The sequence below is a fragment of the Ruegeria sp. AE4 genome (assembly GCF_056542185.1).
This window is the reverse complement of the sequence record NZ_JBQFZK010000001.1, coordinates 80,262-94,453: the sequence shown is the minus strand read 5'-3', so window position 1 is coordinate 94,453 and position 14,192 is coordinate 80,262. Positions and strand designations below refer to the sequence as shown.

Genomic DNA, 14,192 nt, shown 5'->3' with positions numbered 1-14,192 from the left:
TCTGTTAGCCGGGGGTGCTCTGCCATATGCAGAGCACCCCCTTGCTTTTTGCCAGATCAACGGAAATGCGGTATCCTGCATGTGCTTTTTCCATACGAGGGAAACATCATGATCCGAACACTCCTAAGCGCATTGGCACTGGTTCTTGTGGCCTCGGTCGGGCTTGCCTGCGAAGAGCATTCCAAACAGACCCAATCCTGCGCACCCGGTACGGCCTGGGATACTGAAACAAAAAGCTGCGCGAAATCTGTCAACAGCTGACAATTTTTGTCCAGTTCGTGAATAAAAGCGACCGTTCCACTGTTAGCTTTTTTGTAGATCACACTATGATTTCAATAAGAGCCCCGAGAACGGAGTAAAGAAATGCGCCTTTTGTTAGCTTCTGCCCTTGCTTTGCAAGCCTTTGCCTTCGCGCCAGCTGTCCATGCCGCAGGTGGTGACAGCAGCAGCCCGCCGAAACCGACGAATACAACCAAGAAATGCCTGTTCGGCCGTGTATATGACGAAACCCGTGGAAAATGCGTCAAACCCGACAAGTCAAGCCTGACAGATGATCAGCTGTATGATGCGGTCCGCGAACTGGCGTATGACGGGCAATACGGGCACGCTCAGGACATTCTGCGCATCATGGATCAGGACGATGATCGTGTCCTGACCTATTGGGGTTTCACCTATCGCAAGATGGGCGAGCTGGAACTGGCAAATGTCTTTTACCAAAACGCGATCAATGCCAACCCAGACAATCTTTTGGCGCGCAGCTACATGGCGCAGGGGTTTGTGTCCGAAGGCCGAACCGATCTGGCGATCGAGCAATGGCGCGAAATAAAGTCCCGTGGCGGAGAAGGCACCTGGGCCGAGGCATCGTTGCGCGAAGCGATCCGAACGGGCCTGACATACAGCTATTAAGGTTCAGGGTTATTTAACCCGACTCTCTCTAATCTGCCTGTGGTTTGAAAACTTTAGCTCCACAGGCAGATGCAGAACACCAACGCATTAATTCAAACGGTTCAAGGGGCTTCGGCCCCATTTTCCGCAGGAGGTGGCGACAGCCCGCGCCTTGTTCCCCGATCTTTGACCAGCCGTCAAAAGGCGGCTGTTGTCGTGCGCCTGTTGTTGAACGACGGCGCCGATCTTCCGCTGGAGGAGCTTCCCGATGACCTGCAAGAGAAACTGACACATCAATTGGGGGAAATGGGCCTTGTAGACCGGGCGACTCTGGGTGCTGTGGCGCAGGAATTCAGCGAAGCCCTGGACAATGTCGGTCTGGCCTTTCCACATGGTCTTGCCGGGGCCTTGGATGCCGTCAGTGGAAAAATCACACCCGCGACAGCCGCGCGTTTGCGCAAAGTTGCCGGAGTTCGTCAGATCGGTGATCCCTGGCAAAGGTTGCGCGACATACCAGCCCAGGACCTTGCGGCCATGGCACAGGCGGAAAGCACTGAAGTGGCCGCTGTGATGCTTTCAAAAATGGATACGGCACAGGCGGCGCAGATGCTGGGCCACATGCCGGGTCCGGTGGCGCGGCGGATCACCTACGCAATTTCGAAAACAGCAAATGTCACACCCGAAGCGGTTGAGCGGATCGGCTGGTCACTGGCTGCTCAACTGGATCAGCGGCCTGTTCAGGCCTTCAATGACGGTCCGGGCGCGCGTGTGGGTGCGATTCTGAACCAGTCTGCGTCCGCCACGCGCGACGACCTGCTGAACGCGCTGGATGAGGACGACGCCGATTTTGCCGATCTGGTGCGCCGCTCGATCTTTACCTTCGCCCATATCTCCAGCCGGATTTCCCCACGTGATGTTCCAGCCATATTGAGGGAAGTCGATCAGCCTGTTCTGGTCGCGGCCCTTGCTGGTGCCGCCGCGGATGATGACAAGGCATCTGTCGAGTTTCTGCTGTCGAATATCTCCTCCCGCATGGCAGAAAACCTGCGCGAGGAAATCGCGGAACGCGGGCGGGTCAAGCAATCTGAGGCCGAAGATGCCATGACCCAGATCGTTGGGGCGGTTCGTACCTTGTCTGACGCCGGAACAATTACGCTGATTGAAAAGGAAGACGACGAAAACACGGGTTGAGGCAGGAACAGGCGCACCCGCCAGATCGTTAGGGCAGCCATTTCGCCAGGGTGCTTGAGGTTACGGGTACCGGGTTGTATGTCTGAGGCAACATTTCGCAACACGCGGTGAGACACCTCCATGCCCGTCGAAAAGTCGGAGCTCAGCCGGTTTGAGCTTGGAAAATACTATGTCGCCAATCTGTTCCTGCAGGGAATCATCGGCGCTATGCGCCAGCTTCCTTATGAAAAGCGCATAGCAACCATGGGTGCAATCATGAAAACCCTTGCACCCGTCGTTGGATTTCGCACCCGTGTCCGCCGGAATCTAAAGCTCACCTGCCCTGAATTGTCTGACGCCGAGATCACAAAGATCTATCGTGACGTGTCGGATAATGCCGGTCGGGCAATTATGGAGCATTTTTCACCCGAAGGTTTCATCGAACGTCAGGTGAACGCCAAGATATCCGGGCCGGGTATTGCTGCGTTTGACGCCGCGATTGCCGAAGGGCGTCCGGTGATGATGATCACGGCGCATTTCGGTCACTATCTGGCCGCGCGTGTTGCCCTGCAGAAACACAGCGGCAAGCCGATTGGATGCCTCTACCGGCGGATGGCCAATCCCTATTTCAACGACGCCTATGTCGAAGCCTTTTACAAAACCGGCGCGCCGATGTTCGAACAGGGGCGGCGTGGTATGGTCGAAATGGTCCGGTCACTCAAGAACGGTGGAATCATTGCCATCGTGTCCGACCTGCATGCGCTGGGGGGCGAAGAGCTGACATTCTTTGGCAAGCCTGCCGTGACATCCGTGCTGAACGCAGAGCTGGCCATCAAGTACAAGGCCGTACTGATACCGTGCTATGCCGTGCGCCAGCCTAATGGCATCGACTTTGAAATCATCCTGCATGATCCCGTTCCGCACACGGACCCAAAGACGATGACTCAGTTCACCAATGACGATCTGGAACAGATCGTGCGGCAGCATATGGGACAGTGGTTCTGGATCCATCGGCGTTGGAAAAGCTGGAACGGGCTTGGCGTTCAACCGGACGACATGCCCTGATCACTTGGCCCAAGACGCGGCAACTATAGGCCCGTGACCGGCCCTTTGCACAAGCACGACGGCTGGCAAGCCTGGTTCAAGCTGCGCCGAGTATGTCTGCGGCGTTTGCCCATCCCACCGGCCCGCAATCTGCCAGGTCTCGACAACATTGGCATAATCCAATTCCCGCCCTGCTAGTTCACCACGGCGGATCGAGGCATGGCGCAGAGGCGAATACTGAACGATACGCACGTCATAGGTCTCACCTTCGGGCAATTCTACAGGCGTCACACTCACGGTCACTTCGTCAGCGTCTCGGATTGCTGTCACCGCTGCCTCGGGGGCGGCCTTTAGATGCGCATCAATCAGACGGTCGAGCTCCTGAGCCTGAGCGCCGACAATATCGTGCTGACCATTTATGATCATCTGGGGCGTATAGATCATGGATTTTCCGTTTTCGCGGGCATAGGCCCGTTGCCGGAGCGTGTGATCAGGATCGGCATATTCGTCCTTCCAGCCGATGTAATCCCAATAGTCGACATGCAGCGCCAGCCCGATGACATCGTCGCGTTTCGCCAGCTCATGCATGATCCGGTCCGCCGGCGGGCAAGACGAACACCCCTGTGAGGTGAACAGCTCAACCACCACAGGATCCTCACCGGCCATGGACTGGGTGGCGAGCAGGCAGGATATCAGGGCGGTCAAAGCAGCGGGTCTGAACATAAAAACTCTCGGATAAAGCGGGTGTTCTCTGGGATAGCCGTTTTGCCCTTCAACCGCCAATCAACGTTTCTTGAGGGCGGTACTTGCAATTCTCCGCCTAAATGTGTGCAATGGTATACAAAATTGCAAATCCAGTGTCATTGAACCTTGAACCAGCGGCTTGGGTGATGCAGATAACATTCAGCGATGCCCGAAATCCAAGTCATTTGAGAAGGGAGGCCACCCGATGCCCATTAAAGTCGGACAGGATACCGCTAAGACACGCCGCAGCCTGAACGTGAATGGCAAATCCATTTCCTACTATTCGATCCCCGCCGCGCAGCAGGCCGGTTTGGGTGATTTTTCCAACCTTCCTGCCGCGTTGAAAGTCGTGCTGGAAAACATGCTCCGATTTGAAGACAGCGGCTTTTCGGTCTCGGTCGATGACATCAAAGCATTTGCCGAATGGGGTGCCAATGGCGGCAAGAACCCGCGCGAGATTGCATACCGCCCTGCCCGCGTGCTGATGCAGGACTTCACCGGTGTTCCAGCGGTGGTCGATCTGGCCGCCATGCGCGACGGGATCAAGGGCCTGGGCGGCGACGCACAGAAGATCAACCCGTTGAACCCGGTCGATCTGGTTATCGACCACTCGGTCATGATCGACGAGTTCGGTAACCCGCGTGCGTTCCAGATGAACGTCGACCGCGAATACGAGCGCAACATGGAACGTTATCAGTTCCTGAAATGGGGTCAGAACGCGTTCAACAATTTCCGCGTTGTGCCTCCCGGCACCGGTATCTGTCATCAGGTGAACCTGGAATATCTGGCACAGACTGTCTGGACTGACACCGATCAGAACGGCGAAGAAGTTGCCTATCCCGACACACTGGTTGGCACTGACAGCCACACCACCATGGTCAACGGCATGGCCGTTCTGGGGTGGGGCGTTGGCGGGATTGAGGCCGAAGCCGCAATGCTGGGTCAGCCGATCTCGATGCTGATCCCTGAGGTGATCGGTTTTGAGTTAACCGGCTCGATGGTCGAAGGCACCACCGGTACAGACCTTGTTCTGAAAGTTGTCGAAATGCTGCGTGCCAAGGGCGTGGTGGGCAAATTCGTCGAATTCTATGGCGAAGGGCTGGACCGCCTGCCGCTGGCTGACCGTGCAACCATCGCCAATATGGCGCCGGAATACGGAGCGACATGCGGCTTCTTCCCGATCGACGGAGAAACCCTGCGCTACATGCGCAACACCGGCCGCGACGAAGACCGCATCGCGCTGGTCGAAGCCTATGCCAAGGAAAACGGGTTTTGGAGAGGCCCGGACTATGCGCCGATCTACACTGACACTCTGTCACTGGACATGGGCACAATCGTTCCTGCAATTTCAGGCCCGAAACGCCCGCAGGACTACGTCGCGCTGACCGGCGCCAAGGCCGCTTTCACCAAGGAAATGGAAGAGACCTTCAAGCGCCCCATGGGCAAGGAAGTCGCCGTCAAGGGCGAAGACTACACCATGGAGTCGGGCAAGGTTGTAATTGCTTCGATCACCTCCTGTACCAACACGTCGAACCCTTACGTGATGATCGGTGCAGGCCTTGTGGCTCGCAAAGCCGCAGCTCTGGGTCTGAACCGCAAACCTTGGGTTAAAACCTCGCTGGCACCCGGTTCGCAGGTTGTATCTGCTTATCTTGAGGCCGCTGGACTGCAAGAAGATCTGGACAAGGTCGGTTTCAACCTTGTTGGGTACGGCTGCACCACCTGCATCGGCAACTCGGGCCCGATCCAGAAAGAAATCTCGGAAGCCATTGCCGAGGGCGATCTGGTCGCCACGTCGGTTCTGTCCGGCAACCGGAACTTCGAAGGCCGTATCTCACCGGATGTCCGCGCAAACTACTTGGCTTCGCCGCCGTTGGTTGTTGTCTATGCGCTGGCAGGTACGCTCGACATCGATCTGACGTCCGAGCCCATCGATCAGGACAAGGATGGCAACGACGTCTTCATGAAGGACATCTGGCCAACCCAAAGCGAAATCGCGGAACTGGTCGAAGCAACCGTAACCCGCGAAGCGTTCCAGTCGAAATATGCGGATGTCTTCAAGGGGGATGAGAAATGGCAAAGCGTCGAGGTTCCGCAACAGGAAACCTATGACTGGCCGCCAACGTCGACCTACATCCAGAACCCGCCCTATTTCCAGGGTATGGGGGCGGAACCGGGCACGATCTCGAACATCGAAGGCGCCAAGGTTCTGGCCATTCTGGGCGACATGGTAACCACCGACCACATCTCACCTGCGGGATCATTCGCTACCACGACGCCGGCTGGCAAGTATCTGACCGACCGTCAGGTTCAGCCGCGCGAGTTCAACTCGTATGGCTCGCGACGGGGCAATCACGAAGTCATGATGCGCGGCACCTTCGCCAATATCCGCATCAAGAACGAGATGTTGGACGGAGTTGAAGGCGGATACACCAAAGGTCCGGATGGTGAACAGACTTCGATCTACGATGCCTCGATGGCCTATCAGGCCAATGGCACTCCGCTAGTCGTGTTTGGTGGCGAACAATACGGCGCAGGCTCAAGCCGCGACTGGGCGGCCAAGGGCACCGCACTGCTGGGCGTCAAAGCCGTGATTGCAGAAAGCTTTGAGCGAATCCACCGGTCCAATTTGGTCGGCATGGGCGTGATCCCGTTCGAATTCACCGGTGGAGATACCCGCAAAACCCTGGGTCTGAAAGGGGACGAAACCGTCTCAATTCACGGGCTGGATACGGTCGAGCCGTTGCAGGACGTGCCCTGCACCATCACCTACGCAGATGGGGCTGAGACGACCATCCAGTTGAAATGCCGGATCGATACCGCGCCTGAGATCGAATACATCGAAAACGGCGGTGTGCTTCAATACGTGCTGAGGAATCTGGCGAAGGCCAACTAAGCCTAACCGGTCTGGACAAATGACAGGGGCGCCTGCGGGGCGCCCTTTCCTTTTCTGTATTTCAGTATCCCGTTCACGCATTTTTAAGTGGATTCCTTGACCCTGCTACAAAAACCGGAGGCGCGTATGCAGGAAGTCGTCATTGTCAAATCCACGCCCCTGCCGGGGAAATTCGCGGCGCTTGCCAAACTGATCGGGGATCTGGTTGCCGAAACCCGAAAATTCCCCGGATGTCGTGCCGCTTATCTTCTGCTCTCGCCCGCAAACAACGAACAAGTCGTTGTTCACATCTGGGAAAACCCCGACGCGCTTGAAGCCTACCTGAACTGGCGTGCCGACAAAGGCGATTTTCTGCGAATCAACGAGTTTCTTGAGGTCGAGCAGGATTTCCAAACCTACCAGCTCGCCTGAACCAGAGGTTGAAAGGCCCTACTCAGCCGCTTTCTCAAGCGCAGGCCGGATGGTGCTTTCGATGACACGTTGCGTGATCGGGCCTGCAAAGCGCAGAATGATCGTTCCATCACCGTCGATCACGTAGGTCTCGGGAACACCGTACAAACCCCAATCAATTGCCATGCGGCCCTGTTCGTCGCGGCCCATGGCGACGTAAGGATCGCCAAGATCAGCCAGAAAAGCCTCGGCACTGCTCAGCTTGTCTTTGTAGTTGATGCCATAAACAGGGATGCCTTCAGCTGCCAGCGCTTCGAGATTGGGGTGCTCGACGCGGCATGGGGCGCACCAGCTGGCCCAATAGTTGACCAGCTTGACCTCTCCGTCCCGCAGCGTTTCGTCGTCGAAAAGGGTCTTTCCCGGAAACTCGGTTAGAACCACGGGCGGCGCCGGTTGGCCTTCACGGGCCGAGGGCAAAGCGTTGGGATCTTCGCGAAACATGCCGATGCCTGCGAGAACCGCGAATGCGCCAAATATCAGAGGTGGCGCAATCATCAGGGGCGAGATTTTAGCCATTGCGCGACATCCTCTGTTCGACCTTTTCCATTTCAGCACGCACCTTGCGCCCGCGCATCACGCTGAACGCAACCAGTACCACGATAAGGGCAATGGAAACGGCATAAGACGACAAAACAGCGTCTGCATATTTTCCAAGATCGGGGATCATCCGCCCACCCTTTCCCGTGCCTGTAACGCCTTGATACGACGGGCGCGTATTTCCGTTCCGGTGCGGTACAACACCAAGGCGATGAACAGCAGAACAAATCCGATGATGCAGGCCAGCAGAGGGTAGAAAAAGACATTGCTGACTTTCTCTTCCGTATCCGCCCCGGTAACGGCCCCGGCCCGCATGACCGATGCGCCCTGATGCAGGCCCTGATTCCAGAAATTCACCGCATACCGGCTGAGGATCGCAAAGACCGACCCAACAAGACACAGAACCGAGGTCAGATCGGCTGCGGTATCAGGGTCCTCAATAGCTTCCCACAAGGCGACATAGCCAAGGTAGAACAGAAACAGGATCAGAAACGATGTCAGGCGCGGATCCCAGGCCCACCATGTGCCCCACATGGGCTGTCCCCAGATGGCCCCCGTCAGCAGCGCAATCAGGGTCATTACAATCCCGATCGGTGCAGCAGCCCGTGCCGCAAGCGCGCTGACATGGTGGCGACGCACCAGCCAGACCAATGAGGTGGCCAGCATCATCAGCCAGCAATTGATCGCCATCAGAGCCGCCGGAACATGCAGATAGATGATCTTGACCGTCGACCCCTGCTTGTAGTCGTCCGGTGTAAAGAAAAAGCCCCAGGTCAGACCGACAACGATGCAGAGGATCGAGACGATCCAGAAAAACGGCAGGACCCGTTCGCTGGTTTCAAGAAACTTGCGCGGGTTGGCATATTCCCAGAGGGCGTTGGCTTTGGCTGCGATTGACATGGGCCCTATCTAGTCCGAGTTGGGGTGGTTCTCAATTGACATCCATCAAACTTGTCGCGGTTCACCGCAGATTGATACGTAGCACGGCAGCGCTGGCAAAGGGCAACAATGCGATGGTCGCCGCTGTGATCCCGGCCAGCATCAGCAGTGGCGTCTGTACCTCCATCCCTGTTGCACCACGCCGGGCAACCTCGGCCCCGAATATCAGGGTGGGGACGTAAAGTGGCAACACCAGAAGCGACAGCAATAGCCCGCCACGTTTCAGACCAACGGTCAGCGCAGCACCAAATGTCCCGATGACGCTCATGGCTGGGGTACCGATCAGGAGCGAGATCACCAGCCAGAAAAACCCCGGCATCGGCAGGTTCAGCAAAACACCCAGAAACGGCGCGGCCAGAACCAGCGGTAAGCCGGTGGTCAGCCAATGGGCCAGCGCCTTGACCGTGACAACCGCTTCAAGCGGCAGCGGTGCTGTAGCCAGCAGGTCGAGCGAGCCGTCTTCCCAGTCCAGTGCCAGCAGGCGGTCAAGCGACAGAAGGCAGGCCAGCAAGGCCCCCAGCCAGAGCACTCCGGGCGCAATCGTAGACAGCAGCGAGGATTGCGGCCCCACTGCAAACGGCACCATCACGGTCACGATCAGAAAAAAGGCCAAACCCAGCCCGAACCCGCCGCCCGCGCGGAAGGCCAGTTTCAGGTCGCGCAGCAACAGGGCGATCACAGGAAACCTCCGTCGAAATCGTCGATGGGTTTGGGTTTGGCCTTGTTCGGACCGACGTCCAGAACCTCGCCATCCAGGCCAAGGTCGATATGGGTCGCGATTAGGGCTGAACCGCCCTGACCCAGATGTGTCCGCACAGCGTCGGCAAACATTTGCACCGCGTTTCTGTCCAGCGAGACGGTCGGCTCGTCCAGCATCCAGATCGGCCGCCCTGTGACCAGCATCCGTGCTAACCCCAACCGCCGTTTCTGGCCCGCCGACAGATTGCCGGCGTGACGGTCGGCGAGTTCGTTCAATTCAAAAGCGTCCAGCGCTGGCTGGATGTCATATGTGCCAAAGACCGCTGCCCAGAATGTCAGGTTTTCAGTCACTGACAATGTCGGTTTGAGCCCGTCCGAATGGGACGCGTAAGCGATCTGGTCCTCGGCCCCTTCGATCTTGCCTTCCAGCGGAGGTTGCAAGCCAGCCAACGTGCGCAGAAGCGTCGTTTTGCCGATACCGTTTGGGCCCCGCAGGATCAGAGCCTTGCCCGGCGACAGCTGAAAGCTGAGGCCCTCTAGGACGGGAACACCGCCACGTGTGATCGACAGATCTGTTACAGTCAAAGTCATGAGACCCGCTTAGCGGATTGTCCGCAGGGGCAAAAGGCGAGATTTGCCGCAGGATGCCAGCGCACCACAGCTGACACATGTCGGAGTGAGGGGCCAGCCCCTCACACTCCCCGGGATATTTTTGGCCAGATGAAGAGAATCCCGTCAGACAGGGATCAGGGCAAGTGCGATGCGGCGACCTTCGGCGAGCAGCACATTGTAGGTGCGGCAGGCGGCGGGGGAGTTCATGATTTCAACACCAAGTCCGACATTTTCCAGCTCAACCCGTAGCGATTGGGGGATGTGGGCCATGTCTGCGCCCGTGCCGATAAGCAGGACGTCGATTCTGCCCGCCAGGTCCAGAAGGGGGTGTCGGTCGTCATAGCCGCCCCACTCTGCCGGGCCTGCCGGGCCTGTCAGGACAGCGCCGTGGAAGACATCGCCACCAATTCGAAAAAAACCGGGGCCATAACCGTCTATGGGTTTGGCATCTGTAAAAGTAATCTGATTCAGACGCATGATGTCCCTTCTTCAATCCAGAAGCGGCAGTCCGGAAATGACCGCAATCAGGATGACCGAATAGGCCGCGAGGCGGTAGATCCGTTCCAGTTTCGGGTCGAACAATGCCTTGCCGATAAGCGTAGTGATCAGATAAGGCACGCACAGCAGCAGGACAATCCATAGGATCGACAAATCTGCGGCACCGCTGATGAGGATGTTGAAAACGATGACAACGTCGAGCAATGCCAGAAAAATGATGGTGTTGGCACGAATCTTGCGCACATCTGTGGAACTGGCCAGATAGAACACGATGACAACCGGGCCGGTCAGCCCGGTCATGCCGCCGACAACGCCTGCGCTACCGCCGATGGCGAGACGTCCGGGCAGTCCCAGTTTACCCTCCCACCGCCAGCCAGTAACCACGGCCAGCAGGGTCAGACCGGTAATGCCGCAAACAACCCAGCGCAGCGCAACCGAGTCCACCTGCACCATGATCCACAGCCCCAGCGGCACGGTTATCGTTGCGGCAAAGCCCAGAGTGCTGATTTCGACCTTGTCACAATCCCGCCACGCCTGCGGAGCCAAGGCAAAGGTTGATGCAATACCGGTGGCGGCCATCAGAAAGACCACTTCTGCAATAGGCAGGAACTGGGTCGCCACCGGCACAAAGATCATCGCGGTGCCAAAACCTGTGAAGCCGCGGACAAGTCCCGCGGCTCCGATGGTAAGGATCAGCCAAGTGAGGCCCGGCAGGGCCAAGGCCTGTTGTAGAGCCTCAGGCATCAATATTGGCAAACTGGTTGCCCGCCGTATTCGACGGTTTGGACCAGTCGCGCTTGACCCCCAGCCACAGCAGGATGGTTGAGGCCACGAAGACCGACGAATAGGTCCCGACAACGACACCCCAGATCATCGCGAAGACAAATCCGCGGATGACGTCCCCACCCAGCAGATAAAGCGAGATCAGCGCCAGTAAAGTTGTGACCGAGGTCATCACCGTTCGGCTCAGGGTTTCGTTGATCGATACGTTCAGAACCTCTTTCAGGTCCTTCTTTTTGTATTTCCGCAGATTCTCGCGCACCCGGTCGAAGACGACAACCGTGTCGTTCAGCGAATAGCCGACGATGGTCAGCAGCGCCGCGATGATCGCCAGATCGAAGCGGATTTGCAGTTCCGAGAAGATGCCGATGGTCAGGATCACATCGTGCACCAATGCGGCAACTGCCCCCAGTGCAAACTGCCATTCAAAGCGCAGCCAAATGTAGACAAGAACGGCGCCGATGGCCAAGACAACCGCGATAACAGCAGTCTGGATCAGCTCGCCCGACACTTTTGGGCCAACGGATTCGACGCTTTCAAAGGGCAGTTTTAGTCCGGGGTCTGCGGCAGCCAGCGCTTCGCCGACCTGGGTGATCACATCTGCGGTGACCGCTTCGGCGTCTTCCTGAGCCTGAATACGGATCATCGCGACATTTTCATCGGGACCGAAGCTTGGATCAAAAATCTCGGTGATGGTGACGTCACCCAGTTGCAGCGGAGACAAAGCATCGCGGTATACACCCACGTCGATTGCATGATTGCTTTGGGTCCGGATCGTGGTTCCACCGCGGAAATCGATGCCGAAGTTCAGCCCCTGCAGCAGAAATGAGGTGAACGCAATCACCATCATCAGGCCGGAGATTCCAAGCCAGATTTTCCAACGATTGAAGAAGTCGAACGAGGTGTTCTGCGGTACGAGTTTCAGTCTCATGTCAAACCTCGATCGTTTTCGGTCGGCGGCGTTCGAACCACATGACAACCATCAGGCGCGTCACGAAGATCGCGGTGAAGACGGATGTCAGGATACCCAGGCCCAGAGTGATCGCGAACCCGCGCACAGGGCCGCTGCCCATGGCAAACAGGATAACGGCGGTGATGAAAGTGGTTATGTTGGCGTCCAGAATGGCCGACAACGCCTTTTCATAGCCCAGATCGATGGCGCGAGCCGGACCTCTGGCGGATTTCAGTTCTTCGCGGATGCGCTCAAAGATCAGCACGTTGGCATCCACTGCCATACCGACCGTCAGAACGATCCCCGCAATCCCCGGCAGTGTCAGTGTTGCGCCGATCAGGGACAGCAAGCCGAACAACAGGCCCACGTTGATGATCAGCGCGATATTGGCGAAGACACCGAACAGGCCATAGCTGAGCGCCATGAATACCAGCACCGCGACAAAGGCCACGATTGTGGCAACTTTACCTGCGTCGATACTGTCCTGCCCCAGTTCGGGGCCGATGGTGCGTTCTTCCAGGAACTCCAGCCCCGCAGGCAAAGCACCGGCACGCAGCAGGACGGCCAGATTGGTGCTTTCCTCAACGGTGAAGTTACCGGTGATGATGCCCGACCCGCCCGGGATATGGCTTTGGATCACGGGGGCCGAGATCACTTCGTCATCCAGCACGATGGCAAAGGGTGCGCCGATATTGTCACGGGTATAATCCCCGAACTTGCGCGCACCGGATGTGTTGAACCGGAAGTTGACCGCAGGGCGGCCGTTCTGATCGAAGGACGGCTGGGCGTCGACCAGTTCCTCTCCTGTCACGACCGGAGCGGATTCGATGTTGTAATAAACTTCGTTTTCGTCAATCGACGGCACGATTTTTTCACCGACGCCTGCGACGGCATCCGGATCGGTTCCGCGCCCGACAACCGGATTAAACGTCAACTGTGCCGTTGTTCCGATAATTTCCTTAAGTTCGCCCGCACTGCCGATACCCGGCACCTGAATCAGGATGCGATCCGTCCCCTGACGCTGGATTGTGGGCTCTCGCGTACCGACTTCGTCGATCCGGCGGCGGATGATTTCCAGCGCCTGACGCACCGTGCGATCATCCGAGGCCAGTTTTTCTGCCTCGGACAGTTGAACAACAATCGTGTCGCCATCCGCACGGGCTTCGATATCTGTGGCACCTACACCTGTCAGTGTCTGCACCTGCCGGGCCAGACCGCGAACAACCTCCAACGCCTGTGGCATTCCTTCGGGCTGGCTGATGCGCACGCGAATCTCATCCGCGGCCGAGTCCTGACGGCGGATGGTTCCCACCGTGGCACGTTCATCGCGCAGCGCGTCGCGGATTTCCGGCCACATCGCCTCCATCCGGGATTCGTAGACGTCCTGCACCTGAACTTCAGCCAGCAGATGCGCACCGCCGCGCAGGTCGAGGCCAAGATTGACCAGGGATGACGGCAGCCAGTTCGGCCATTGCGCGGCTTCAGCCTGTATCTGCGGCGTGTCATTGCCCAGCTCGATCGCAGCCTTGGCGTCGTTGGATTGCTCGACCCGCGTGTAAAACGCGTTTGGCAGGGCCATGAGCAGACCGGTCACGCAGACCAGCCAGATCAGAACCCGCTTCCAGGTATCAAATTGCAGCATTACCCTGCCTTTTCAAGGAATTGTCGCGCGAAGTTACTTCGCCGGCTCGGTCTTGTTAAGAACCTGGGCGATGGTCGATTTGACCACGCGAATCTTGACGCCCTCGGCGATTTCGACCTCGATCTCGTTATCGCCTTCCTTGACCTTCGATACCTTGCCGATCACGCCGCCTTGCGTGATCACCTGATCACCCCGACGCACGGCATCAACCATGGCCTGATGTTCCTTCATCTTCTTTTGCTGCGGACGGATCAGCAGGAAATACATGATCGCGAAGATCAGGATCAGCGGGAGAAACTGGGCGATTGCGCCACCATCCATAGGACATTCCTTTGTTCTAGTCT

General features: G+C 57.5%; 17 protein-coding genes. 6 read left to right on the top strand and 11 right to left on the bottom strand.

Translation table 11 applies throughout. From position 1 onward, the window contains the following. Positions 1-108 precede the first annotated feature (108 nt). The 4 genes from ACR0EK_RS00485 (at position 109) to ACR0EK_RS00470 (ending at position 3,120) form a co-directional block, all read left to right on the top strand. Positions 109-261 carry a hypothetical protein gene (locus tag ACR0EK_RS00485; RefSeq protein WP_480504699.1) on the top strand — a complete coding sequence of 51 codons (153 nt, stop codon included), beginning with the start codon at positions 109-111 and terminating at the stop codon, positions 259-261. Positions 262-363: 102 nt separating this feature from the next. Beyond that, positions 364-906: a tetratricopeptide repeat protein gene (locus ACR0EK_RS00480; protein WP_480480357.1), complete on the top strand. Its 543-nt coding sequence runs from the start codon at positions 364-366 to the stop codon at positions 904-906. Between the two features lie 69 nt (positions 907-975). Continuing rightward, positions 976-2,076: a flagellar motor switch protein FliG gene (locus tag ACR0EK_RS00475; RefSeq protein ID WP_480485254.1), complete on the top strand. Its 1,101-nt coding sequence runs from the start codon at positions 976-978 to the stop codon at positions 2,074-2,076. A 120-nt stretch (positions 2,077-2,196) separates the two neighbouring features. Further along, complete coding sequence (locus ACR0EK_RS00470) at positions 2,197-3,120, top strand: lysophospholipid acyltransferase family protein (RefSeq protein ID WP_480485253.1); 924 nt, start codon at positions 2,197-2,199, stop codon at positions 3,118-3,120. On the opposite strand, the gene ACR0EK_RS00465 is transcribed toward ACR0EK_RS00470, so the two are convergent. After that, a complete protein-coding gene (locus ACR0EK_RS00465) occupies positions 3,121-3,822 on the bottom strand; it encodes a DUF1223 domain-containing protein (protein WP_480538141.1) in 702 nt (233 codons plus the stop codon). Between the two features lie 226 nt (positions 3,823-4,048). Between ACR0EK_RS00465 and acnA the strand changes: the two genes are divergently transcribed. Together acnA and ACR0EK_RS00455 are read left to right on the top strand one after the other, a co-directional pair. Next, entirely contained in the window at positions 4,049-6,739 is a 2,691-nt protein-coding gene (acnA, locus tag ACR0EK_RS00460; RefSeq protein WP_480564212.1) for an aconitate hydratase AcnA, read from the top strand. A gap of 126 nt (positions 6,740-6,865) precedes the next feature. Further along, positions 6,866-7,150: a putative quinol monooxygenase gene (locus ACR0EK_RS00455; protein ID WP_480480348.1), complete on the top strand. Its 285-nt coding sequence runs from the start codon at positions 6,866-6,868 to the stop codon at positions 7,148-7,150. Positions 7,151-7,168: 18 nt separating this feature from the next. On the opposite strand, the gene ACR0EK_RS00450 is transcribed toward ACR0EK_RS00455, so the two are convergent. The 10 genes from ACR0EK_RS00450 to yajC all read right to left on the bottom strand — a co-directional run bounded on the left by ACR0EK_RS00450 (position 7,169) and on the right by yajC (position 14,169). Then, a complete protein-coding gene (locus tag ACR0EK_RS00450; RefSeq protein ID WP_480480346.1) occupies positions 7,169-7,705 on the bottom strand; it encodes a DsbE family thiol:disulfide interchange protein in 537 nt (178 codons plus the stop codon). Next, positions 7,698-7,856 (bottom strand): heme exporter protein CcmD, encoded by a 159-nt coding sequence (gene ccmD / locus ACR0EK_RS00445; RefSeq protein WP_480480344.1) that lies wholly within the window; start codon positions 7,854-7,856, stop codon positions 7,698-7,700. The genes ACR0EK_RS00450 and ccmD overlap by 8 nt, the downstream gene beginning before the upstream one ends. After that, positions 7,853-8,626: a heme ABC transporter permease gene (locus ACR0EK_RS00440; RefSeq protein ID WP_267366837.1), complete on the bottom strand. Its 774-nt coding sequence runs from the start codon at positions 8,624-8,626 to the stop codon at positions 7,853-7,855. The genes ccmD and ACR0EK_RS00440 overlap by 4 nt, the downstream gene beginning before the upstream one ends. A gap of 61 nt (positions 8,627-8,687) precedes the next feature. Further along, positions 8,688-9,344 (bottom strand): heme exporter protein CcmB, encoded by a 657-nt coding sequence (gene ccmB, locus ACR0EK_RS00435; protein ID WP_209503504.1) that lies wholly within the window; start codon positions 9,342-9,344, stop codon positions 8,688-8,690. Next, positions 9,341-9,955: a heme ABC exporter ATP-binding protein CcmA gene (ccmA, locus tag ACR0EK_RS00430; protein ID WP_209596845.1), complete on the bottom strand. Its 615-nt coding sequence runs from the start codon at positions 9,953-9,955 to the stop codon at positions 9,341-9,343. Before ccmA ends, ccmB begins: the two co-directional genes overlap by 4 nt. A 144-nt stretch (positions 9,956-10,099) precedes the next feature. Continuing rightward, the gene (locus ACR0EK_RS00425; protein ID WP_480480338.1) at positions 10,100-10,453 is read right to left on the bottom strand and encodes an Mth938-like domain-containing protein; all 354 of its coding nucleotides are present in this window, start codon (positions 10,451-10,453) and stop codon (positions 10,100-10,102) included. Between the two features lie 12 nt (positions 10,454-10,465). Then, positions 10,466-11,218: a sulfite exporter TauE/SafE family protein gene (locus ACR0EK_RS00420; protein WP_480480336.1), complete on the bottom strand. Its 753-nt coding sequence runs from the start codon at positions 11,216-11,218 to the stop codon at positions 10,466-10,468. Then, on the bottom strand, positions 11,211-12,185 hold the full coding sequence (gene secF, locus ACR0EK_RS00415) for a protein translocase subunit SecF (RefSeq protein WP_480480334.1): 975 nt from the start codon (positions 12,183-12,185) through the stop codon (positions 11,211-11,213). Before secF ends, ACR0EK_RS00420 begins: the two co-directional genes overlap by 8 nt. A gap of 1 nt (position 12,186) precedes the next feature. Beyond that, the gene (gene secD / locus ACR0EK_RS00410; protein ID WP_480480332.1) at positions 12,187-13,848 is read right to left on the bottom strand and encodes a protein translocase subunit SecD; all 1,662 of its coding nucleotides are present in this window, start codon (positions 13,846-13,848) and stop codon (positions 12,187-12,189) included. Between the two features lie 33 nt (positions 13,849-13,881). Continuing rightward, positions 13,882-14,169: a preprotein translocase subunit YajC gene (gene yajC, locus ACR0EK_RS00405; RefSeq protein ID WP_209503494.1), complete on the bottom strand. Its 288-nt coding sequence runs from the start codon at positions 14,167-14,169 to the stop codon at positions 13,882-13,884. Positions 14,170-14,192: the final 23 nt, after the last annotated feature.

Excerpts from the sequence above, each read along its gene's own strand:
- ACR0EK_RS00485 (WP_480504699.1), top strand. The coding sequence starts at position 109 with ATGATCCGAACACTCCTAAGCGCATTGGCACTGGTTCTTGTGGCCTCG.
- ACR0EK_RS00480 (WP_480480357.1), top strand. The coding sequence starts at position 364 with ATGCGCCTTTTGTTAGCTTCTGCCCTTGCTTTGCAAGCCTTTGCCTTC.
- ACR0EK_RS00475 (WP_480485254.1), top strand. The coding sequence starts at position 976 with ATGCAGAACACCAACGCATTAATTCAAACGGTTCAAGGGGCTTCGGCC.
- ACR0EK_RS00470 (WP_480485253.1), top strand. The coding sequence starts at position 2,197 with ATGCCCGTCGAAAAGTCGGAGCTCAGCCGGTTTGAGCTTGGAAAATAC.
- ACR0EK_RS00465 (WP_480538141.1), bottom strand. The coding sequence starts at position 3,822 with ATGTTCAGACCCGCTGCTTTGACCGCCCTGATATCCTGCCTGCTCGCC.
- acnA (WP_480564212.1), top strand. The coding sequence starts at position 4,049 with ATGCCCATTAAAGTCGGACAGGATACCGCTAAGACACGCCGCAGCCTG.
- ACR0EK_RS00455 (WP_480480348.1), top strand. The coding sequence starts at position 6,866 with ATGCAGGAAGTCGTCATTGTCAAATCCACGCCCCTGCCGGGGAAATTC.
- ACR0EK_RS00450 (WP_480480346.1), bottom strand. The coding sequence starts at position 7,705 with ATGGCTAAAATCTCGCCCCTGATGATTGCGCCACCTCTGATATTTGGC.
- ccmD (WP_480480344.1), bottom strand. The coding sequence starts at position 7,856 with ATGATCCCCGATCTTGGAAAATATGCAGACGCTGTTTTGTCGTCTTAT.
- ACR0EK_RS00440 (WP_267366837.1), bottom strand. The coding sequence starts at position 8,626 with ATGTCAATCGCAGCCAAAGCCAACGCCCTCTGGGAATATGCCAACCCG.
- ccmA (WP_209596845.1), bottom strand. The coding sequence starts at position 9,955 with ATGACTTTGACTGTAACAGATCTGTCGATCACACGTGGCGGTGTTCCC.
- ACR0EK_RS00425 (WP_480480338.1), bottom strand. The coding sequence starts at position 10,453 with ATGCGTCTGAATCAGATTACTTTTACAGATGCCAAACCCATAGACGGT.
- ACR0EK_RS00420 (WP_480480336.1), bottom strand. The coding sequence starts at position 11,218 with ATGCCTGAGGCTCTACAACAGGCCTTGGCCCTGCCGGGCCTCACTTGG.
- secF (WP_480480334.1), bottom strand. The coding sequence starts at position 12,185 with ATGAGACTGAAACTCGTACCGCAGAACACCTCGTTCGACTTCTTCAAT.
- secD (WP_480480332.1), bottom strand. The coding sequence starts at position 13,848 with ATGCTGCAATTTGATACCTGGAAGCGGGTTCTGATCTGGCTGGTCTGC.
- yajC (WP_209503494.1), bottom strand. The coding sequence starts at position 14,169 with ATGGATGGTGGCGCAATCGCCCAGTTTCTCCCGCTGATCCTGATCTTC.